Origin of the sequence: Fibrella aestuarina BUZ 2 (genome assembly GCF_000331105.1) — a bacterium.
Classification (GTDB): Bacteria; Bacteroidota; Bacteroidia; order Cytophagales; family Spirosomataceae; genus Fibrella; species Fibrella aestuarina.
The window spans coordinates 44,582-66,646 of the sequence record NC_020054.1 but is presented as its reverse complement, the minus strand read 5'-3'; the positions used below and the strand labels follow the sequence as shown (position 1 = coordinate 66,646).

The window sequence follows — 22,065 nt, the reverse complement described above, 5'->3', positions numbered from 1 at the left end:
CATCGTCTTCATGTCATACAAATTCAGATTACTGGCTCTATTTACGCTCATTTTGGGCCTGTGGGCCTGTACCGAAGAAACCTTCGTCGACCCCATTACCTTCGCCAGCATTCGCGGGCAGGTCTTAGCCAACAGCAACCGTCAACCACTGCGGGGCGTACTGGTTCGGATTACGCCCGGCAGCCGCATCACCGAAACCGACGCAGCCGGTAACTTCAGGTTTGACAGCCTCGAAGTCGGTAAGTACACCATCACGGCGTCGCTGGCCAACTACCGCACCGAGGCCATCTCCATCGATGCCAGCACGTCGATAGTGTCGCAGCCAACGATTCTGCTGGTGACCGACAATAGCCAGAACCGCCCACCATCCGCGCCAACGGCCGTGAAACCCATTTCGGGCACGACCAACCAGCCCGGCACCGTGACGCTGAAGTGGTCCTCGACCGACCCCGGCCTCGATACGCTGCGCTACGATGTGTTTCTGACCCGGCAGGGCAACACCACTCCATCCCAGTCATTTACCAATATTCTGGCTGATTCGGTGGTGGTAAGCGGGCTGGACTTCAACACGACGTATTACTGGCAGGTAACGGCCCGCGATGGTGTCAACACGGTAAACAGTGCGCTGTTCTCGTTCCGGACGGGCGCCTTCCCCGACTACCCGTATCTGTATACGAAACGGGTCAATGGGCAGTACCAGATCTTTGCGTCGTCGGGGCCAACGTCGAATACGACCACAACCGTAGCCGACGAACGCCAACTGACCTTTAGCGGCAACAACTGGCGCCCAATTGCCAGCCCGAACCGACAGCAGATTGCGTATATCTCGAACGTCGATGGCGATATGCACCTGTATACGATGAACCTCGACGGGTCGGGTACCCGGCGGGTTACCACGGTACCTGTGGCGGGCTATGCCGCGACCGAATTGTCGTTTGGCTGGTCGCCCGATGGCACGCAACTGGTCTATCCGTCCAACGAGCGACTGTATGCGGTGCGCACCGATGGTACGGGGCTACGCACGGTGGCGACGGCTCCGTTTGGTCGTCAATATGCCTCGGCCGACTGGAACGCCGCCACCAACCGGATCGTGGTCAGGACTACGCAGGGGTATTACAACAACGAAATCGTGATTATCCCGCAGGGCGGCGGCGATGCATTCCTGGTTCTGAGCCGCCTCAACAACCGGCTGAGCAACCCCGTGTTCTCGCCGGATGGGCGGCAGTTGTATCTGTCTGTCGATCTGGGTGCGTTGCAAAACGAACAGGGCCGTCAGCTCGACGCCCGCCTGCACCGGATCGATTTGCTGAACAACAACGCGCTGGTTGAAATCACGGCGTCGACCAACCAGGGTGGCAACAGCACGAGCAAGCCATCGGGCACCAACGACCTCGAACCACGCCTCGACCCAACCGGCTCGAAACTGATTTTTACGAACACACCCAACACCGGCACGGGAACGCGCAGCATCAATACGCTCGAACTCGACGGACGTACCCGGACGGTCCTCATCAACCCCGGCGAAATGCCGTACTGGCGCTAGGCGTGGCCTAACGACGCAGGTACGTTGGCTAAGGCGTCTCAACCCTTGATCGGTAAAAACGGGTTAAGGGTTGAGACGCTTTTTTTACGCACTATGTCAACCAAAACAGTCATCATTACCGGCGCGGGCCAGGGCATTGGCCGGTTTACGGCGGAGTTTCTACTGAATCACGACTACGCGGTGTCGCTCTGGGAGGCCGATGCCGAAGCCCTTGCCGAGGCGGAGGCCGAACTGGGTGCTGCCCACCCCAACGCTCAATTTGTGGTTTGTGATGTGGCCGACGAAAAGGCCGTGCAGCAGGCCATTAGCCAGACCGCCAGGCAGTTTGGCCGCATCGACGCGCTGATCAACAACGCCGCCATTATGCAGGAAAAATCGATCGACGAACTGACCGCCGACGAGTGGAAGGCGGCCATCGGCGTGAACCTGACCGGTCCGTTTTTGTGCGCCAAATACGTCGCGCCTCACCTGCGCGAGCAGCACGGCACCATCATCAGCCTTTGCTCGACGCGGGCCTTCCAATCGGAGCCTGATACCTTCGGTTACTCGGCCAGCAAAGGCGGTATTTTCGCCCTCACTCATTCGTTGGCGATGAGCCTTGGGCCGCAGGTACGTGCCAATTGCATCAGTCCCGGCTGGATCGACGTGTCGGGTTTGAAAAAGGGCCACCCCGACCCCGAAAAGCTACGGCCTGCCGATCACAAGCAGCACCCCGCCGGACGCGTGGGCCGCCCCGACGACATCGCCCGGATGATTCTGTTCCTGCTCGATGAAGCCAACGATTTTATCACCGGACAAAACTTCGTGGTCGATGGCGGCATGACCCGGAAGATGATCTACGTCTAGCAGGACTGTGTTGGCGCTACGGCTTAAGGCTTAGTTCAACGCGCCGGTTCTGCGCCCGTCCCGCCTCTGTTTCGTTGCTGGCAAGCGGTTGGGCACCTCCCAAGCCCGCAATCGTCAGCCGGTGCTCGGCAATACCTTGCCGGACAAAGTAATAGCGGACCACTTTCGCCCGGTTTTCTGATAAGAGCTGATTGAGTCGGGGATCGCCTACGTGGTCGGTGTGGCCGGTAATGGTTAACTTGGCCGTGGTATCGCGCCGCAAGGTGGCGGCCCACTCATTCAGTGCTTCGTAGGAGGAAGGCAGTAGCTGATAATCGCTCTGCGCGAAAGCGATCGGCTTTACGGCTGGCGGGCTAGCTGGTGTTACAACCGACTGTGTCGTGGCGCTACTCACTGATGGTGATACCGGCACCGAGCTGACGGCTGGCGTTCGCGGGCGGGCGGGCTGACTAGCGACCTGCTTTGCTTTGATGGCCACTTTCGGGACAACGACAGGCGGGGCGGGTTTCGGCTTGGTGGCGGATACAGGCTTGGTTGTCGGTAACGGCATCGCCTTCGATGGGGGGCCATTGTACAAGAACTGACCGGATACTTTCTGTTGCGGAGCGTTCTCGAAAGCGGGCGATTTCCCAGCCTCATTCACCAAGTTCCAGTTCAGCTGTACGTACCCACCGTTACGGGCGTTGTAGTACTCGATTTTCAGGTCGTAAAACTTGCCGGCCTGTAGCGTCACCGACTGCCCGGACAACTTCTGTTTCCGGTAGTGCCATTCGTCCATCGCCAGCTTGCCATCTACCCAGATCCGAATCCCGTCATCAACCACAGCCGTGAATTTGTAAGGGCCACTCACGGGTGCATACACTTTCCCCGTCCAGCGAACAGAAAACGAGTTGGGCGTCACGCCGGGAGCGGGCAATGTGTAGCCGTCCCAGCTAAAATCAACCTGAGGGTCGGTGCGCACTAGCACTTTCCGGTTGAAGCCTGAACCAGCATAGTACTCCCCAACCAGACCGTTGCCACCAGCGGGCGCATTTTTCGCGACTTGCCCCCAACCAGTAGTGGCCGCTAGCCATCCACCCACCAACAACAGCCCCCGTAGCATACTAATTGCGTCATTTCGTCGTGTTTCAATGGATTCAGTTAGTCCTGACATTCCATAAAACGCGCCGTAATTGTGAGCGACCGGGCCTGTGTGCGAGCAGAGTAATTAGGCTTAGCGTCTGTCAGGCTTCCAGCCATCAACTGGTTTCCCCGTGCCCCCAACAGGGCGGCCCGTCTTTTCATTGGTGCCGTAGACGGTGGCTACCAAGGTGCGACCAGCTACGGCTGCGCTACTGAGCTCGTCAGCAAGTTTGGGGAGAGGAATTTTCAGCCGGCCGCTGAAAGGGGCATTCCCCTGGCCCGCATAGCTGCCAATGTCCAGATAGAGAAACCGGTTATGGGGCGGTCCCTGGCAAAAAGGCCCGTACAAAACCAGGTCGCCCTCTTTGGTTCTCTTCGCAGAAAGGGCAATGGTAAACGTGAGTGCCTCGGAGCTAGCGGTTTGCTGTTGAACGGTTTCGTAGTCGTTCCCGCTGCCTTTTTGCAAACCATAAACGGCACCAGCAACGGGTTTCTCAACATTAATTCGGAAAGCAAACACCGCTTCAGTCATCTCCTTTTTTGAGAACGTTATACCGTTAAACGTAAGGCAATTAAAGGCTATTCTACAGCCTGAACTAGCCCTGTCACTCGCTGCGCAGCGACTCCACGGGGTTGGCCAACGCGGCCCGGATGCTTTGCACGCCAATCGTGAGCAGCGCAATGAGTAGGGAGCCAGCCCCCGCGGCGGCAAATACCCACCAGCGGATGTCGATGTGATGGGCGAAATCGGCCAGCCACTTCGTCATGGCCCACCAGGCCAACGGTGAGGCGAGCAACACGGCAATCGACACCAGCAGCACCAGCTCCCGGCTCAGCAACCCGACGATGCTAGCCACACTGGCCCCGAGCACTTTTCGGATGCCGATCTCTTTGGTACGGGCCTCGACTGTAAACGTCATCAGCCCCAGCAAGCCGAGGCAGGCCACCAGCAAAGTCAGGCCCGTGAAGCCATTGACAAGGGTAGCCAACTGCTGCTCTTTTTCGTACAGCTTGTTGTAGGCATCGTCGAGGAAATAATAATCGAATGGGGCGGGTGGGTTGGCTTGTTCGTACAGGAGTTTAAGCTGCCCCAGCGCCACAGGTACGTCCTGGTTCGGGTTCAATTTCACCAGCAGGTAACCGCCATTCTCTACCACGGCCCGGCTGGTATCACTCACCACCGAGAGCATCACCGGCGACTGTTCATGCTTTAATCCGAAGAGCTTGAAGTCTGCCACGACGCCTTGCAGCCCCTGATTACTAAAACCAAACGGGTCAGGGTGCGGCACCACGCGGACCGTCTCGCCCGCCTCTTTCATCGCCTGCTGATTATACACCTGTAACTCTTTAGTAATAGCTTTATCGCTCCATCCAGCGGGTGGCAGGTTCCAGCCGATACCGAGCGTCCTGAAAAACGATTTATCAACCGTCAGCACGTTGACCATCGATTGTTTTTGGGTCTTTTTTACCGTCAAAAAATAAATAGACACGAACGGAGTAAACAGGCGCGTATTGGTAGCGGCAACCCGATCGGCACCATTCCATTGTCGGACAGCATCACGAAACGCCGCGTATTGTGGAGCCATCTCTTTGTCAATGGCAACAGCCACTACCTGTGCCCGGTCGAGGCCAATATTTTTTGTCCGCAGAAAGCGCATCTGGGCGAAGAAGATCAGGCTGCACATGAGCAAACCAGCCGATGCCGTGAACTGACCCGTGGTCAACACACGGCGCATACCTGCGCCCCGTTTGCCGCCCGATACCGTGCTTTTGAGCGCATCCTGCGGCCGAAAACCAGACAGCAGAAAAGCGGGATAACCTCCGGCCAGCAACGAACAGCCAAGCCACAGGCCAGCCAGTACCAGCCAGTAGCTGGCGTCATCGAAAACGCGACCATTCATACGAATTCCCAGCAACTGGTTTATCCACGGAAAGAACAGCGCCAGCAGGCCAAGGCCTAGCCCAACCGCCAGCGTGGTGGTCAGAAACGATTCGGTATAGAATTGCATGACCAACTCGCGCCGTTGCCCGCCAATGGCTTTCCGAACGCCCACTTCACGGGCGCGTTGCGTGGCGCGAGCCGTAGTCAGGCTGACGTAGTTGGTAGTGGCCAGGGCCAGAATGAGCAGCGCAATACCCAGAAAAATGTACAGGTTCTGGCGTGTGTCGGGCGAAACCGAATGACTGTGCAGGTGAAGATCAGGCAGGGCTTCGAGCAGGAACGACGCTTTGGCATCCATAAACTTGACGCCCTTATTGATCAACTTCAGCTTTTCGGCCGTTTTAGCCACCTCTGTTCCGGGGCGTAGCACCAGGTACGTGTCCAGGAAACCGGCATATTCCCAACTCTGCTTTTTTCGCTCGCCCAGCATTGGCATAGAGGCCAGCGATACCAGCGCGTCGAACTGGAAAATAGTGTTGGTGGGCAGATCCGCGAACACGCCGCTGACGGTCAATGGGTAGTTTTTGTCGTAGGTGACGGTCTTGCCCACCGGGTTCTGACGGCCAAATAGCTGCTCGGCCAGCGGCTGTGTCAGCACAATCTTCCCCGGCTCGGTCAGTGCCATTCGGGGGTCACCCTCAGCCAGGCTGAAGCCCATGACCGTTAGTAGCGATGGATCGGCAAAGCCCACGTTGGCCGGTTTTTGCTGGTGGTCAGCATCTGCCTGCACCCAGACGGGGCCCATTCCCGCCGAAAAACGCACGACCTGTTCGACCTCGGGCAATTGCCGTTTCGCTTCCCGGCCAAACGACTCGTGCATGTTGGTCATGGTCATTTCCTGCCCGTCGTAGTTCGAGACAGACAGTGCCCGGTAGGTACGTTCGGCCAGCGGATGAAACTGGTCGTAGTGAAATTCGTGCCACACATACAGGCTGATGTAGGCGCTGACCGCCAGGCCCACCGCCAGACCGCCGATGTTGAGGGCTGAATACAGTCGGTTGCGCCCAAACTGACGTAGCGCTAGAAGAAGATAGGTTCGGAACATGCCCGTTGCGTGTTTACGAAGGACGCTCAAGGCCCGTGCCATATGCGCTAAAGGCCGCTTCTGGTCCCGATTGCGGCACGGATGCTGGGTACGTTGTCCGAAACTGGACAGCGGGCCGGACACGCCGGGTCCGTGCCTAAGCTTTCGATAACCAACCTGACATTGGCGAGTTGTGCGTATACGTAAGTCCCTTTAGGCTACTACAACCATGACCGCACAACCTGCCGCCGTCGTTAATCCGCTGCTGAACTACGGCCCCGATCCCTGGGCGCTCTGCCACGACGGCTATTTCTATTATACCCATTCAACCAACAGCAACCTGACGATCTGGAAGGTGAAAAGCCTGGCCGATCTGGCTCAAAGCGAAGGGAAAGTGGTTTGGGAAGCGCCGGCATCCGGGCCTTTTTCGGGCAGTGTGTGGGCCCCCGAGATGCATTACCTCGACAACGGGCAGGGCCACAAATGCTGGTATGCCTACCTGAGCGCGGCTAACCGGGAAACGCCCGACAGGCAACGAATCTGGGTGCTGGAAAACGATGCCTGCGATCCTATCGACGGGCGTTGGACGGTGAAGAACGAACTGGTGACACCCGATAACAAATGGGGTATCGACGGAACGGTGATCGACCTGAACGGTCAGTTGTACTTCGCGTGGTCGGGCTGGGCGGGGGATCAGAACGAACAGCAGAACATCTACCTCTGCCGCATGAGCAACCCCTGGACCTGTGTGGGCGACCGGCTGCTGCTGTCTGAGCCCCACCTGCCCTGGGAGCGGCACAATCGCGACGCCGATCCGGCGAGTGTTCGGAATCGGATTCTGGTGAACGAGGCTCCGGCCTTTCTGCACCACGGCGACCACCTCTTTGTAGCGTACTCAGCCAGTGGCTGCTGGACGGATGAGTACGCGTTTGGCCTGTTGCACGCCCGCACCGACAGTGACCTGATGGCCGCCGCCTCATGGACGAAATGCCAGGAACCGGTCTTCAGCACTTCGCCCGAAACAGATACGTATGGGCCGGGGCATGGGTGTTTTTTCAAGACCGAAACGGGCCAGACCTGGTTGCTCTACCACGCCAACCCCCGCCCCAATCTGGGCTGCGAAAACGAACGGACCCCACGCCTGCAACCCATCGGATGGCTGCCCGACGGGATGCCCGATTTTGGCGTGCCTGTGACCGAGGTGGTGTTGGAGACCGGTGAGTAATCAGCTCAGGACGATCAGCCCGTCGGCGTCGCGCGTGATGTGCAGGCCGATGAAGGCCAACAGTTCGTTGAGTGGTGCTTCGAGGGGGGCATTGCCCGTGATGCAGGTATCGAAATACCAGTCCATCGGTTCCTCGGCTACTTCGGCCACAATGGCGCGGTAGTCGTCGTAGGTATAGCCGATAAACGGTTTGCCGAAACGTTGCCACAACAGTCGCATCACATCGTCGAGCGAGCGGGCGTTGGCAAACTTACGGCGCAGGTACAGATCCAGCATCATCGACACAATAGCCCCTTTGTGATAGACTGACACTTTGCGGTCGGGCACGCCGCGCACGTAGCCATCGAGCCAAAGATCCCACGACGATTCGGTGAGCGACAAGGCCGCCCGCCCGGCTACCTCGAAATGGCGTTTCAGGATCACCAGCAACTCTTTCTGGTAAGCAACATCATCGAACACGCCCGACCGGTGGAGCATCAGATCACCGTAGTAGGTGGTGATGCCCTCGGCCACGAAACAGGTGGTGAAGTAATTCTCGCGGGTATAATCGTAAGGCAGCAGTTCGGCGGGACGGATGCGGCAGACGTTCCAGGTATGAAACAATTCGTGCGACGCTACCCCCAGCAGGTCGGTGTACAGCCCCGCGGCATCGGCAGTCTTGTTGCCATCGGCGTCGATCGTTTCCACCTCCGGCCCCAGAACCAGCACCGTGCTGTTGCGGTGTTCAACGCCGTGGTAATACGCCACCGGTAGCACGATGGTCAGAAAATGATAGTCGGGCTGCGGAAACTCGCCAAACAAGTCGATTTGGGCTTCCGAAAAGCGGGTAAAATCGCGAATGATCTGCTCCCGGTCGAACGAGGGGGGCAGGTAATAATGCCAGCCCTGTATCCAGACGGTGCAGGCTACGCCCCGCGCCTCATACCGAATGGCCTGTAGTGTATCGGAAGCGATGAACGGGCTATCGACCAGCGCGTGGTAATCGGAGGCTAGTAACGTTCTGCCCTCGCGGGGTAAGCCGCAGGCAATGTCCCAGTGGTCGGGAATATCGAGCGTCAGTGAGCAGGGTTCGTTGAGCCGCCCGTCGGCGTAGATGCACAGGTTAATGGGGTTAACATACCAGAAATGCGTGGGGTCAGCGTAGCTGCTGCCTGCATCGAGCCGATGTTCGCCCGCCACCAACGCAAAATAATCGTAGTCGACCCGCAGGCTGGTTGCGCCGTTGAGCTGCACCCGCCAGCGGTCTCTGGTCACCTTGCGCACCGGCAGTGGCCGATCGTCCTGATCGAACACGGCAAAGCGGCGAACGTTCTTGGCAAAATGCTGCAACTCATAGCGGCCCGGTCGCCAGGCGGGCAGTTGCAGGTCGAGGGTTTTGCCCGTAATCTGATCGATCCGGCACGTAATGTCGATAACGTGGGGGCTGGTAACGGTGAGTGCGTACTGCAAGCGTAGAATAATGTTTTGCGGTTGATGGCTGACGGAAGAATGACAAAAACGGAGCTCCGATTCGTTCAGTACCGCAATCGGGGCTCCGTTAAACGCGACGCGTCAGTCGTTCAGAGACCTATCGACTAGTCCAGGTCGATGTAGTACGGCTCTTCGGCCATGTCGGCGCGCATCGTTTCGGCCGCTTCCTGATCGACCTGTTCGGCTTCAGGCGTTGGTGACGTCTTACGGACGCTGTCAATGAACGCTCCCGCTGCCACCAGCGCCAGCGTACCGGCTACTCCCGCCACGGCATTGTTGCGGCCATACTGCTTGGCGGCTACGCCCGTAAAGCCCGCTATGAAGGGCAGCAGGTAATAGGGGTCGTTGAGGCGTTTCGATACCGTTAGCCCGATCGCGCCCAGCACGTTGAGCAGCCCAATCGCGTAGGGCACCGCCCGCGAGCGGGGTTCACGCCAGCCGTTTTCGATCAGCAGGTTGGTCGTGGCTACGCCCGTCGCTACGGTGATCCAGCCCGCATAGATACCCGTGGCCCGGTGGAAAGTGCGCTCGGGTTCAGGTACGTCGGTTTGGCCCACGCCCAGCGCCTGATGCAGCGCCAGCACCGTGGGAAGCTGCGTAACCGTAACGGCGTTGGCTGCCATGCGCGCCGCTTTTTCGCCCCGCGAGAAGAAGATCCCGAACAGCCCGTTGAGCAGGTAGTTCACCACCAGCCAGGGGGCTGCTTTTTCGTAGCGTGGGTTCTCGACCTGCGAGGGGAGTGCCTGATGCACGGCCAGCCCTAACGTACCGGTGTAAATGACGGGCCACACGGCTGCAAAGGTTGGTCCGGCGGGGGTAATCAGGTTGGTGTCCAGTTCGTCGTTGTATTCCGGCACGACGTCGGTCCGGCGTTTTTTGTTACGGGGTCCGGCAAAAAAGTACGTGCCAACGATGCTCCCCACAACCAGTGCGGCAGTGGCGAGGCGACTGATTTTTGTGTTTTCCATACGTAAGCCCCAGGGGCAACAGTTGATTGACTACCCAAACAACTACGCAGGAACGATTTGGTTAACCCAAAACACGCGACCTTGACACCCGTGGGCATGACCCAAACGCAACGCTCGCCAGCGCTGACCTACAGCCAGATTTCGCCCTTCAGGTACACCTGCACCTGCCCGCTGATGTCGACGCGCCGGCCGGTCTCTTCGGTGCCGTGGAGCTTGCAGCGGAGGTAGCCGCCCCGGGCCGAGAGCTGCCGGGCAACCAGTTCGGTCTTGCCCAGCCGGTTGGCCCAGTATGGGGCTAGTGTCGTGTGGGCCGAGCCCGTAACGGGGTCTTCGTCGATACCCGACTGAGGGCCGAAAAAGCGCGAAACAAAATCGACGTCGGTGCCGGGGGCTGTCACGATCACGCCTCGGGCGGGCACCGTCACCAGCTCGCGAAAATCGGGTTCCAGGCTTTCAATGTCGGCCTGCGTGGCGTACACCACCATAAAATCCGTTTTGCCTTTGTGGATTTCCAACGGCTTGGGGCCGCCGAGGCCCGCCAGCAACGCAGGGGGCTGCACCGCGGCTTTTTGCAACACATCGGCCGGGAAATCGAGCGTAAGCCAGCCGTCATCGCTGCGGCACACTTTCAACGGGCCCGAGCGCGAGTCGAAGGTCATGGCATCGGTGGTGGTGCTGTCGGGCTGGTTTTCCAGGAAAAAGATAACGTACCCAGTCGCCAGCGTGGCGTGCCCGCAGAGGTCGATTTCCACGGTGGGCGTAAACCAGCGGATGTGATAGCCGGTGTCGGTGCGGACGTAGAAAGCGGTTTCGGCCAGGTTGTTCTCGGCGGCGATGGTCTGCATCTGCACGTCGGTGAGCCATTGGTTCTGGTCGGTCAGCGGCACGACCGCCGCCGGATTACCCTTGTAGAGGGTATCGGTGAACGCATCGAGCTGGTAAATGCGTAGGGAAGGAGTTGTGGTCATCGGAAGGAAATAGTCAAGGTTTTGATCGTTGGATTAAGCGCTTGCATGGCGGCGTTGCTCGACAGAAATTCACCGTCGCCCAGCACCGAATCGTACATTTTGCTTTCGGAGCCGGTAAATTCCGCCCCAACACCAAAAGCAGCCGACAGGTACGTTTTCCCGTCGGTATCCTGAAGTTTTCCCCGTTGCCAGTCCGACGACAGCCCGCCGTAGTCCCAGCCGAAGCCATACAGCTTAAACGGTTTTCCGTTCAGCCGCTCGACTTCCCGCAGCGACGTACCCAGGCTGAGGCTACCGGCCGTGCCGATCGGAACTGTCCACTGCACGGTTTTGCCGCCGGTTCCGGTCAGGAGTTCGTTGTTTTCGTCGTACTCGGGCCGGAGCAGGACGATTTCGGGGCGGGCAAACCGTTTTTTGTCTTTCCAGATAATCTGCGCCTGATCGGCCGTGTTTTTGAAGAGCGTCGTGCCGATGTCAAACTCGCCTTCAGCCATGTAGATGGTATCGCGCACGACGTTGGCCGCCCCGAGCAACTCGCGCAGGCCCGCCTCCGTCGAATTGGCCCGCACCACCCCCACCTGCCTGCCGGGGATAACCACAAAGTTGTCGGGCGACTCCCCCGGGCCCTCCGCAACGGTGGTCGATGCCACGGTCGTGCTGTCGGGGCTGGTCAACGTCGTCGAGGTCTCCTGTTTGGTTTGGCAGGCGATGGCCGACGTCGCCAGCGCAACCAGTACGAACTGTTTTTTCAAGGCATGCGTAAACGGTAAACCGTTTCGGTTAAAAGGTAGAAGTGGGATAGGCTAGCACTAATAGGCGATGGGGACAGTGGCGAGGCCGTCAGATGGCAGCCTGCCGGAAGGGCTTGATGTCAATGGTTTCCCAGATGCCCTGTTGAACGTAGGGTTCCCAGGAAAGCCACTCCTGCAACTGCGTTTCGTCGGCAAAATCGAGGAGCATCATGGAGCCGATCATCTGGCCGTCGGGGTTGAGCAGCGCCCCGCCCAGGATAAAATGACCCGCCTCTTTCAGGCGTTGGGCACCTTCAAAATGCGCAGGGCGTACGGCCATGCGGCGGTTGAGTGCCTCGGCATCGGAATGATCGTAGGCATGAACGACGTAGAGCACAAAGCTAAGATTTAGGGATACCGCAATATAAGCGTTTCGGCAACCTGATACAGTACTGGCGCAAACTTTGCAATGGGCTAACGGGCTCATTCAGGGGTTAACCCTAGGCACTACTGGCTAATTATGGCCTGCTGCGCACACGAATTAGGGCCCTCTGTCCGTATTTTATGGTGGGCCACTCGTCTACAGGCACCCACCACCAACGCGTGTCAGCAGCGCACATAAACGCATGAATCGTCATCCAACCAAGACCAGTCAGTGGGCTGCTTTCCTACGCTTTTGGGGTGGTTGGTCATGCTGGATGTGGGCGGTGCTGCTCTGTCTGCTGGGCCAGGCCAGGGGGCAGGCGGCTTCTCTGTCGGCGGCGCAGCTTGCCCGCGCTGCCAGCACGACGCTGGTGATTACGCCCGCGCGCCCGCTGACGCTCTGCCGGGGCAGCTTTACGCAGATTCAGGCCAGCGTTCCCGCTGATTTTACGCCCAACTGGTATTGGACCAAAGATGGGGTGAAGTTCAGTCAGGATCGCGACATGTCGATTACGGTCAACGAGCCAGGTACGTATACACTCGGCGGCGAGTGGGAAACCGACCCGACTGTGACGGTGAACGGCGTGTTTACGCTCACGATCATCGATTTACCCGTTACAGCCGTTAATGCGTCGGCTACGTCGGTGTGCGCGGGGCAATCGTTCACGTTGGCCGCCGAGCTCAGTTCATCCACCAATCAGTATCAATGGGTCGACAGTCAGCATCGGTTTATCGTGGCGGGGCCGGTACTGGCCACCAATAGCCCCGATGCGTATTCGCTGGTGGTGGTGAGTCCATCGGCCTGCACCTACGTGGCTACGGCGCCGCTCGTGACGGCCTACGCCAGCCAGACCATTACCTTGCAGGCCGACGGCCCAATGGCGTTTTGCGAAGGCGGCTCGGTACGGCTGGTGCAGGGCGGGGGCGACCTTATCAACCCGGTCTGGATCCGCAACGGGCAGGCGCTGACTGCTCCGTTCTCGGCTACCCTGACCGTCGCTGACGAAGGTATCTACAACGTTCGGGGCGACGGGGCGGGGTGCATACAGTTTCCGCCGCCGCTTTCCGTGACGGTGGGGACCCGGCCGACGGCGCAGTTGGTTGCCAGTCAGTCGGTGGTGTGCCGGGGCAATACGTATGAACTCGCCGTGCAGCCCGCCGACCCGGCCAACGGCTATGTATGGCTGAATCAGGCGGGAAAGGTGGTCAACTCGTTCAACGTTCCCCGGCTTACGGTTGCCGACGAAACGCCGTACCGCCTGCGCATCAGCACGCCAACGGGCTGCACGCTGCTCATCAGCAGTGACGGGCTGGTGCAGTTTATACCCCAGACGACGCTACACATTGCCCCCGCTGGTTCGCTGAGCATCTGCCAGGATAAGTCAACCACATTGACCGTATCGGGCGGCGACGTGTCGGGCTATGTCTGGACCCGCAATGGAATGCCAATACCCGGTAGCGATGGGCTTGCGTCACTGCCGGTAAATCAGGCGGGCGTGTATGCCCTCGACGGCGCGTTCCCTACCTGTGTAAATGCACCCGACAAACCCGTAATAGCCGTGACGCCACCTCCGGCGGTGAGTTTAGTGGCCGGGAGCCTCACGCTCTGTGCCGGGCAGCAAACAACCATTGTGGCGCAGACCGACGCGGCGAATACGCTTCATTGGTTGCGCGATGGCGTCGAGGCTGGCACGGCGCCCCGCCAGACCGCCGGCGCCAGCACCACCTTCAGCCTGACCGTCACGACCCCGGCCGGGTGCCAGCAAACGGCCGTCTATGCCTTTAACCCACAGCTGGTTTCACTGCCCGATTTCAAGCTTGACCAACCCGAACCCGTCTGGCAGAACACGTTGGTGCAGCCCGACAACGTACCTGAAAACCCCGGTTACCGCTACCAGTGGCTACCCCCCGCCGGTGTGTCGGACCCGACGATCGCCCGGCCGCTGCTGAACCCGGCGGTGGCGACCAGCTATACACTGACCATCACCGATCAGCACGGGTGCCAGTTCAGCGACAGGCTCACGCTGACGTTGTTTACACAATTGCTGACACCCACGGCGTTTTCGCCCAACGGCGACGGGCAAAACGACACCTGGGCACCGGTGAACATCGATCGTTATCCCAATGCCGAACTATCTATCTACGACCGGTGGGGCACGTTGGTTTACGCGGGCCGATCGGGTGAAGCGCCGTTTGATGGTACGCTGCGTGGCGAACCCCTGCCGGGTGGAATTTATACCTACCGGATCCGGCTGAACATTCAGCAGATCGAGTCGCGGGGTACGTTACGGTTGATTCGGTAGCGGGTCGGTTTGGGCCAGCAGGGCGTCTGCCCGTTGTTCCAGCCAGTCGAGTAGCTCGGTCAGGTCGGTTTCCGTCGTGAATGGGTTCATGAGCGATACGCGCAGGTACGTTTGATGGCGGAGGGTAGTCTGAACAATGTAAAAACGCCCATCGTTGAGCGAATCGGTTCGTAACTGCTGGTTCAGGTTGTTGAGCTGCTCGTCGGAAAAACGGGCCGCACCAACGTACCGGAAGCAGACCAGGTTGCATTCGGGCTCGCCCGGAAGGTCAAACGTGAGTCGCTGCCGCACCAGCCGGGCGAAGGTGTGGCCGAGGCCGTAGAGCGTATCGACATTGGCCCGAAACAACTCGTCGCCATACAGGCGCATTAGCGTGTAGACTTTCACCGCCGCCATGAATTTGGTGCATTCGAAGGTGCGCTTGCCCGTGTTGTACCAGTCGGCGGCGCCGGTAGTGTGGTTGTCCCAGAGGTACTGCGCCCGTTGCTGAAACGTGCGGTGGCTGTCGGCGGCTCGTTTGTATACGACCACCGTAGCGAGGGCGGGCACCATCAGCATTTTGTGGTAATCGATCACGACCGAATCAGCCTGTTCGCTGCCCGCCAGCAGGTGCCGGTACGTGGGCGAAAAGAAAGCCCCGCCGCCATGCGCGGCATCGACATGAAACCAGAGGTTGTGTTGGCGAGCAAACGCACCGATCGCCGTCAGATCGTCGTGGGAGCCGGTGGAGGTCGTGCAGCCGCTGCCCACGATGGCAAAGACGGTGAGGCCCGCCGCCCTGGCGTTCAGGTACGTTGCTTCCAGCAAATCGGTGCGCAGTTTGAACTGCTCGTCGGTCGGGATTTTCAGAATGCCCATCTCGCCTAACCCCATGATTCGCGCGGCCCGATCAATGCAATAGTGCGCTTCGGCCGACACCATGATGGCCAGTTTCTGGCTACCGTTTCCCTCATGCCAGACGTCCTGCGGCAGCCGGGCTCGCGCTGTCAGCAGGGCCGTCAGGTTGCCCAGCGTACCGCCCGACGTGATGATACCGCCCGGCTGTTCGGCCGGGGTTGCCGCATCGGTCGGTACATACCCAATGTGCCGGGCTGTGTGCTCGATCACGATCCGTTCGATGGCGTTGCCTGCCATACCCATTTCATACACCGCCGAGCCGTTGTTGAGAAACTCCGTCAGCAGACCACCAAGGGCCGCGGCCGGCGCCACCGGGCTCACCTGATGCCCCATGTAGCGCGGGTGATGCAGCCGAGTCGACCGGGCGATGATGTCGGCAAACAGCGGCATGGGGTCATCCAGCAGCGGCTGCTGACTGTCGGCCTGCCAGTGTGCGAAGGCGGTGTCGGGGTCGTGATACGGGATCGCCTGCCCGGTCTGGCGCGATAGGGTAGCCTCCAACTGATCGGCCAGTTGATCGATCAGCGCGTGGCCCATCTGCCGAAAGGCATCGGGCGAATAGGCCTGGGCAAGCGTTGGATTCATAATACCTGAAGCAAAGAGGAAGCGGAAGTTACGCCCAACTGCGGAGACTTGACGAGCGAATAGATAGAAGGCCACCTGATAGGTTAAGTTAATCAACAGACTGGATTGTATCGTTTATTGGCCGTCGATGGGGCAAATGAGCCCATTCGGGCGACGCACGTTATGACTCAACGAATACGGTATGTGCTTTTGGGACTAATGGTAAGTGGCTTGCTGCTCGTGGCGGGTCTGGTACGGGCCGAAACGCCTGCCGTGCCCAAGGCCATTACGTCCCTGAGTTGTTCCACCACGCTGGGGATTGCTGTAGTTGATAACGCGGCGCTCTGCGCGGGCAAGCCGGTGACCCTGAAAGCACTGGTGCCTGGCCTACCCTTCGGTAACTGGTACTGGACCCTCAACGGGCGAAAGCTGGGCTATGATCAGCAAACGTTTCTGAACGTTGAAACCGCGGGTGTGTATTCCCTGGGCGGCGACTGGGAACGCGACATCTGCTTCACGGGTCCGAAAGCGCTGACGCTGACCCTGAGCGGAGCCGAATCCCGCACGATCACGCTTCAGCCCACGTCGGCGACGGTTTGTGAAGGAGAATCGGTGACGCTCACTGCCGACGCTGGTACGTATACGGGCTACAACTGGACGCGCAACGGCACCAACGTACCCAACTCGCAGAACCGGTCGGTGCTGGTGGTGAAGGAGCCAGGTACGTATACGCTCGGCGGGATTGCCTCCACCTGCATTTCGGTCGAAAACCAGCCAGTGGTGCAGATCAACCCGTTGCCAACGGCGAGTATTGAGCCCAGCAGCCTGACGTTCTGCGAAGGCGAGGTTGCCCAAATCAACGTGCAAACCGACACCGACAATGCCATCCGCTGGCTACGGGACGGCGTCGATCTGGGCGCAGTACGTAGCCTCACGGCCAACACCACGGCTACGTTCAGCCTGACGGCGACGCGGCCCGGCGGCTGCTACAAGACCGTCAATTACATCTTTGCGCCGACTATCAATCCGTTGCCCATGTTCAGGCTGGCGACTGTGCCGCCCGGCGATCTGCCACCCGGCGTGTCGGCGAGTAACGCCCCCGAGAACCCGGCGTATCGGTACCGGTGGACACCCACCGAAGGGGTATCGGACCCGACCATTGCCCGGCCTGTTTTTAGTCCGCTTCGATCTACGTTGTATACGCTTCAGATCACGAGCGAAGCGGGTTGTCCGTATGCCGACACGCTCTTCGTGCCGGTTCGGTACCGCATTCATTTCCCGACGGCCTTTTCCCCTAATGGCGACGGGCAAAACGATACCTGGGCGCCAGTTAACTGGACGGAATACCCCGACGCCGAGCTTTGGATTTTTACCCGATCGGGCGAATTGGTGTTCTCGACGAAAGCGGGTCAGGCGGCGTTTGATGGCCAGCTCAACGGTGAACCCCTGCCCAGCGGCGCCTACGCTTACCGGCTCAACCTCCCCAGCCGACAGGCCGAGTGGCGGGGTACGTTGTGGCTGGTGCGCTGAAGAACGTACCTGGCTGAAATGACAAAGGCCCCGGATGCAGATCCGGGGCCTTTGGTTTATGAATGAAACACCATCTACTCAATTCGACTCGGCTACCGGCGCGGCGTTAGCCCCAATGTTGCCGCTGGCAACGACGGCATTGCTGGCCATGACTTTCACGCTGGCGTTGTAGGTGCTCAGTTTATCGTAGAAACCGGCTTCGCTGATGGTGAAGTACTTGTTGGTCGCAAAGGCCCCCGTGGCCCCACTGACGGCGTCGAGCGTTTTCAGGGGCGTCGCGGCACTGGTCGCTACCGTGCCCTGATAGATCGAGGCGGCGTAGGTGGCGCCGGCCGCCGTGTTGTAGAGGCCCATCTGCACCAGCGTGGTGGTCGAATTGTATTTGTAGAAGACAATCCGACCGTAGATGTTCTTGCTGTCGGCCGATGTGAGCGTATACGATTTGAACGTCGATACGGTGCCGCCGCCGGGGGCTACACTGCTGGCGGGCTCGTAGTTCTGCTGTTCGCAGCCGGTCAGTAGCAGGCCCAGCAGGCCAACAAACAGACTCAGGATCGGGAAACTGGTTTGGAGGAGCGTGCGCTTCATGGGGTCAGTTGCGGTTAGAGGTTGAGCGTCAGCCGGCCGTAGTAATAGGCGCCGTTTGAGCCTTGCTGGTTATTTGAGTAGAGGTAGAAGCCCCGGTTTTCAGACCGCAGCATCTCGGGGTACTGGTCGAGGATGTTGCTGCCTCCGATCGAAAGCTTCAGGCTGTTCGACAGGGCGTAGCCCACGCTCAGGTCGAAAACCGTTTGCGGGGCGAACGACTGATCGTAGTAATTGCCTTTGTCGTCCGTCGATATCGACCGCTCCGTTACCGAGCCAAAATAGGTACCGCGCAGCATCAGGTCGAACTTGTTGACGTGGTACATCACCGACCCGATCAGCTTGGTGCGGGGCGTGCCCGTTTCAAACTGCCCGATTACGTCGCGGCTCAGGTACTTTTCCACGACCTGATCCGGCGTCAGGTTGGCCACGTTCAGGTTGAGTGTCTTGCGGGTCAGGATCGTGTTCTTGCTGAAAATGGTAGCCAGGCTAAACGTCAGGCTGCGGTTGCGGCCCATGTTGTGGGTGTAGTTGCCGACCGCCTCCAGCCCGCGTGACCGCACGTTGGCCCCGTTGACAAAGAACTGCGCTTCGCCCCCGCCAATCACCTCATTGTAGTTGTTACCCACCTCCGACGCGTTGAAGTAGCTGGTGCGGAAAATGCGGTTGTCCACGTCGATCTGGTAGGCGTCGAGCGTGACTTCGAAGCCCGGCAGGGGCTGGTAGGTGAGCCCCAGGCCGTAGGTACGTGAATTCTCCTGTTGCAGCCCCCGGATGCCCAGTACCCGCGCGGCCGTGCTGTTGGTTGGGTACGTAGTCACGTCGAGCGGTTGCGGAATTCCGTTGGCGTCGGGCACGAAGGCCGTGGCGGTATGCGTGTAGTTCAGTTCCTGCAACGACGGTGCCCGGAAACCGGTGGCGATCGAACCACGAATCGTCAGGGTTTTGGTCAGCAGATACCGGGCAGCCAGTTTGCCGATCGACACCCCGCCAAAGTCGGAGTAGTTTTCGAACCGCACGGCACCCGCTACCAGAAACTTCCGGGTCAGTTCCAACTCGGCGTCGAGGTAGGCGGCCATCGTGGTGCGGTATTCGTTGCGCTCGTTTTTCGGCCCGAAACCGGCAAAACACTGGCAGTTCGATGACAGCGATTTAACCACCACCTGCTGCCCGGCCGTTACCTGAACGGGGTTGCCCTTGGCGTCGACAATCGGCTGGCTGCTGGCATCCTGTAGCGGTTTGCCGTCGGGGCCGACGAGTAGGCCACTCTGCGCCACGGTGAGCGTGCCAGCGTCGCCGTAGGTGTAGCTCTCATCCTGCCCGCGCATGATCTTGTAATTCTCGACCCGCATTTCGGCCCCAAACGCGATGTTCAGGCCACTCATGATGTCTTTGAAGTAACGCGAAAAATCGAGGTTGGTCGAGTTCTGAGTGAACTCATGCGTGCCCAGATACATGTTGACCGGCGAGTTGGAGCCGTAGGAGGCGTTCATGGTGTTCACCATGCCCAGCCGCATGCTATTGCTGCCGTAGGTGTTGCTGAAATCGACGCTGAACTCACCTACGCGGCTCCGAATCCCGATGGTATTAGAGATATCCGAGGTGTTGGAGGTCATCTGCGGGCGGAAGCCGTTGGGGTAGAGCAGGAAGTTGAACCGGTCGGTCTGCGAGGGACGGCGGTAGTAGCACGAGTAGCCGCGCAGGTATTTGTACGACGCCCCCCCGAAGCTGTAAATCGTGGTGGTAGGGTTGATCTCGTAGCCGGCGTTGTAAAACGTGCTGCCCATCGTAATCCCCGGCATCCCGGCATACACGGCGAAGTCAGACCGGCTCAGGCCCCGGGCCGTCAAGAGGCCATCTTCGGTTTGCAGGGCGGCCGTCAGGGGTGCGTTTCCAGCGGCCTGCGCGTTGATCAGTTCGGGGTTAGTAATGACGGGTTTGCCGGATTTGTCGGTGCGCAGGTTGCTCAGGTACGTCTTGTCGTAGATTTCCCAGTCGTTGACGAACGGGCGCAGGGTAGGGCGACGTTGGGTCACCTGCCCCGACACGTTGAAGAAGCCCCGATCGCCAATTTTGAAGCCATAATTGGCGTCGAATTGGTAGTTGAAGCCGTCGGGTTTGCCCGCTTTGGTGAGGTCGCCCGCGCTGCCGCCCGAGTTCTGGTAGCCACCACCCGTGAGGTTAGCCGTGAGCTTGTTGGTGCCCTTTTTCAGGATGATGTTCACCACCCCCGCCACCGCATCGGAGCCATATTGCGCCGCCGCCCCGTCGCGCAGAATTTCGACCCGGTCGATGGCCGCCGCCGGAATCGTCATCAGATCCACCGAGGTCGACGGGCTACCCACCGCTGTGCCCGTAATCAGCAGGGCCGAGGTGTGCCGCCGTTTGCCATTGATGAGCACCAGAATCTGGTTGGGCGCCATGTTGCGCAACTGCACCGGATCGACGTGCGAATCAAGGTCACCGCCTTGGGAACGCACGGCGTTGAAGCTGGGCGCGACGTACGCGAGCATCTGCGCCAGATCGATCTGCGGCAGGTTGCCCATAATGTCTTTGATCGAAATGACGTCGACCGGCACGGGTGTTTCCAGTGTGGTCCGGCCCACGTTTCGTGTGCCCGTTACAACCAGTTCGTTGAACAGGCTTACCTCATCGTCGAGCGATACCGATAGGGTGGTACTGCTTCCCACCGGTACTTCTTTCGATTTGAAACCGATAAAGCTCACGATCAGCACATCGGTTGGGCTGGCTTCGAGCGAAAATTCGCCGAGGTTGTTGGTAATGGCGCCTTTGCGCGAATTGCCCTTGATCAGGACGTTGACGCCTTGCAGCGGCTCGGCCTGGGTACCCGTCACTACTTTGCCCGTAATGCGCCTGGCCTGGGCCAACGACGGAATAATCGGTAGCAGCAAGAGCAGAACGACAAGCAGGATAAACACCGAAATAACAGTACGATCAGGTTGTAGACGTTTCATCATCAGACGTGTATGTGTGTAAGGAGTCGAAAGGAGTGCGTACAGATACAGCATGCAGATGGCCCAAAAACAAACGGCCATTGCCAACGGGTCGGCGGGTAGGTTGTGCCGGAAAAGCAGCCAGGCGATCGGTTACGGGGCGGATACGAGCATAGCGAGTCGAGTTTGTTTGGGTTAGTACAGCACTGGGTACGCATTGATCGAGTAATACGCAAGAGGCAACGCCAAGCCTGACAGCCGGTTTGACGGCTTACGCAGGTGACAGGATGGCTGGCTAACGGATGCGACAGACTACCCCGAAGACGGGCAATAGCGGTCGGCAGAACCTGCTTTCGTCAGCGCGCTAAACGAAGGCTAGCGGTAGGCTGAGAAGCGATGTGATTTGTTGTACTTGATCAAATATACCAACGATTATATCGCTGTCAAGTGTCTATGCAGAATATTATGTTAGTTTATTGATATAATTAAAAATAAAATAGATTTTTGTCAATTTCTAGTGAAAATTACCTGTAAATCAGTGGTTTCAATCTTTAAAAACCTATAAGGGCTGGGCGCCCCCGTTCGAGACCTCATAGGTTTGGTAGTAGGTTATTGATCGAGTTTGTCGCGCAGGTCGACCATAAACTCCCGGATTTCGCGGAGCCGGTCGAGTAATTTATGGCTCTCCTGTTGGGCCGTTTGTTTCTTGTTGATGAACTCGCGAGCGCCCTGTAGTTTAAAGCCCCGGTTTTCGACCAGATCCAGGATTTCGCGCAGGTGATCGATCTCTGCTTTGGTGTAGATACGGTCGCCGGATCGGTTCTTTTTGGGGCTGAGCGTCGGAAATTCCTTCTCATAATAGCGCAGCTTCGATATGTTGACGTTAAACATATCGGCCACTTCCCGAACGCTGTAGTACCGCTTTTCGCCCGTATCCATACTGGTAGTTGGTGGGTTGTTGTTGGTCATT

Annotated in this window: 17 protein-coding genes; 5 read left to right on the top strand and 12 right to left on the bottom strand. The window is 58.9% G+C overall.

Features of this window, described 5'->3' with window-relative positions; translation table 11 throughout:
* The first annotated feature begins 10 nt into the window (after positions 1-10).
* Positions 11-1,543: a carboxypeptidase-like regulatory domain-containing protein gene (locus FAES_RS00300; protein WP_015329174.1), complete on the top strand. Its 1,533-nt coding sequence runs from the start codon at positions 11-13 to the stop codon at positions 1,541-1,543.
* A gap of 93 nt (positions 1,544-1,636) precedes the next feature.
* Positions 1,637-2,389: an SDR family oxidoreductase gene (locus FAES_RS00295; protein ID WP_015329173.1), complete on the top strand. Its 753-nt coding sequence runs from the start codon at positions 1,637-1,639 to the stop codon at positions 2,387-2,389.
* Between the two features lie 16 nt (positions 2,390-2,405).
* On the opposite strand, the gene FAES_RS00290 is transcribed toward FAES_RS00295, so the two are convergent.
* The 3 genes from FAES_RS00290 to FAES_RS00280 all read right to left on the bottom strand — a co-directional run bounded on the left by FAES_RS00290 (position 2,406) and on the right by FAES_RS00280 (position 6,498).
* Entirely contained in the window at positions 2,406-3,491 is a 1,086-nt protein-coding gene (locus FAES_RS00290; protein ID WP_041257294.1) for an OmpA family protein, read from the bottom strand.
* 111 nt (positions 3,492-3,602) lie between these two features.
* Positions 3,603-4,043 carry a DUF5990 family protein gene (locus FAES_RS00285; RefSeq protein WP_041257293.1) on the bottom strand — a complete coding sequence of 147 codons (441 nt, stop codon included), beginning with the start codon at positions 4,041-4,043 and terminating at the stop codon, positions 3,603-3,605.
* Positions 4,044-4,116: 73 nt separating this feature from the next.
* Entirely contained in the window at positions 4,117-6,498 is a 2,382-nt protein-coding gene (locus FAES_RS00280) for an ABC transporter permease (RefSeq protein WP_041257292.1), read from the bottom strand.
* Positions 6,499-6,706: 208 nt separating this feature from the next.
* Between FAES_RS00280 and FAES_RS00275 the strand changes: the two genes are divergently transcribed.
* A complete protein-coding gene (locus FAES_RS00275; protein WP_015329169.1) occupies positions 6,707-7,702 on the top strand; it encodes a glycoside hydrolase family 43 protein in 996 nt (331 codons plus the stop codon).
* Here FAES_RS00275 and FAES_RS00270 read toward each other — a convergent pair whose 3' ends face one another.
* The 5 genes from FAES_RS00270 to FAES_RS00250 all read right to left on the bottom strand — a co-directional run bounded on the left by FAES_RS00270 (position 7,703) and on the right by FAES_RS00250 (position 12,236).
* Positions 7,703-9,151 (bottom strand): M61 family metallopeptidase, encoded by a 1,449-nt coding sequence (locus tag FAES_RS00270; protein WP_015329168.1) that lies wholly within the window; start codon positions 9,149-9,151, stop codon positions 7,703-7,705. It abuts the gene before it with no gap.
* A 125-nt stretch (positions 9,152-9,276) separates the two neighbouring features.
* A complete protein-coding gene (locus FAES_RS00265) occupies positions 9,277-10,140 on the bottom strand; it encodes a TspO-related membrane protein (protein ID WP_015329167.1) in 864 nt (287 codons plus the stop codon).
* A 128-nt stretch (positions 10,141-10,268) separates the two neighbouring features.
* The gene (locus tag FAES_RS00260; RefSeq protein WP_015329166.1) at positions 10,269-11,108 is read right to left on the bottom strand and encodes a PhzF family protein; all 840 of its coding nucleotides are present in this window, start codon (positions 11,106-11,108) and stop codon (positions 10,269-10,271) included.
* Positions 11,105-11,860 (bottom strand): hypothetical protein, encoded by a 756-nt coding sequence (locus tag FAES_RS00255; protein WP_015329165.1) that lies wholly within the window; start codon positions 11,858-11,860, stop codon positions 11,105-11,107. Before FAES_RS00255 ends, FAES_RS00260 begins: the two co-directional genes overlap by 4 nt.
* Before the next feature lie 88 nt (positions 11,861-11,948).
* Positions 11,949-12,236, bottom strand: a complete 288-nt coding sequence (locus FAES_RS00250) for a YciI family protein (RefSeq protein ID WP_041257291.1) — start codon at positions 12,234-12,236, stop codon at positions 11,949-11,951.
* Positions 12,237-12,465: 229 nt separating this feature from the next.
* Between FAES_RS00250 and FAES_RS00245 the strand changes: the two genes are divergently transcribed.
* Complete coding sequence (locus FAES_RS00245) at positions 12,466-14,565, top strand: T9SS type B sorting domain-containing protein (RefSeq protein WP_015329163.1); 2,100 nt, start codon at positions 12,466-12,468, stop codon at positions 14,563-14,565.
* Here the strand turns inward: FAES_RS00245 and FAES_RS00240 are convergent.
* Positions 14,548-16,047, bottom strand: a complete 1,500-nt coding sequence (locus FAES_RS00240; RefSeq protein WP_015329162.1) for a pyridoxal phosphate-dependent decarboxylase family protein — start codon at positions 16,045-16,047, stop codon at positions 14,548-14,550. The two genes, FAES_RS00245 and FAES_RS00240, sit on opposite strands and share 18 nt — an antisense overlap.
* A gap of 162 nt (positions 16,048-16,209) precedes the next feature.
* On the opposite strand from FAES_RS00240, the gene FAES_RS00235 reads away from it, so the two are divergent.
* The gene (locus tag FAES_RS00235; protein WP_015329161.1) at positions 16,210-17,556 is read left to right on the top strand and encodes a T9SS type B sorting domain-containing protein; all 1,347 of its coding nucleotides are present in this window, start codon (positions 16,210-16,212) and stop codon (positions 17,554-17,556) included.
* A gap of 78 nt (positions 17,557-17,634) precedes the next feature.
* Here FAES_RS00235 and FAES_RS00230 read toward each other — a convergent pair whose 3' ends face one another.
* The 3 genes from FAES_RS00230 to FAES_RS00220 all read right to left on the bottom strand — a co-directional run bounded on the left by FAES_RS00230 (position 17,635) and on the right by FAES_RS00220 (position 22,034).
* Positions 17,635-18,144 carry a hypothetical protein gene (locus tag FAES_RS00230; RefSeq protein WP_015329160.1) on the bottom strand — a complete coding sequence of 170 codons (510 nt, stop codon included), beginning with the start codon at positions 18,142-18,144 and terminating at the stop codon, positions 17,635-17,637.
* 14 nt (positions 18,145-18,158) lie between these two features.
* Positions 18,159-21,116, bottom strand: a complete 2,958-nt coding sequence (locus tag FAES_RS00225; protein ID WP_041258467.1) for a TonB-dependent receptor — start codon at positions 21,114-21,116, stop codon at positions 18,159-18,161.
* A 588-nt stretch (positions 21,117-21,704) separates the two neighbouring features.
* Positions 21,705-22,034 carry a MerR family transcriptional regulator gene (locus FAES_RS00220; RefSeq protein WP_041258466.1) on the bottom strand — a complete coding sequence of 110 codons (330 nt, stop codon included), beginning with the start codon at positions 22,032-22,034 and terminating at the stop codon, positions 21,705-21,707.
* Positions 22,035-22,065 lie beyond the last annotated feature (31 nt).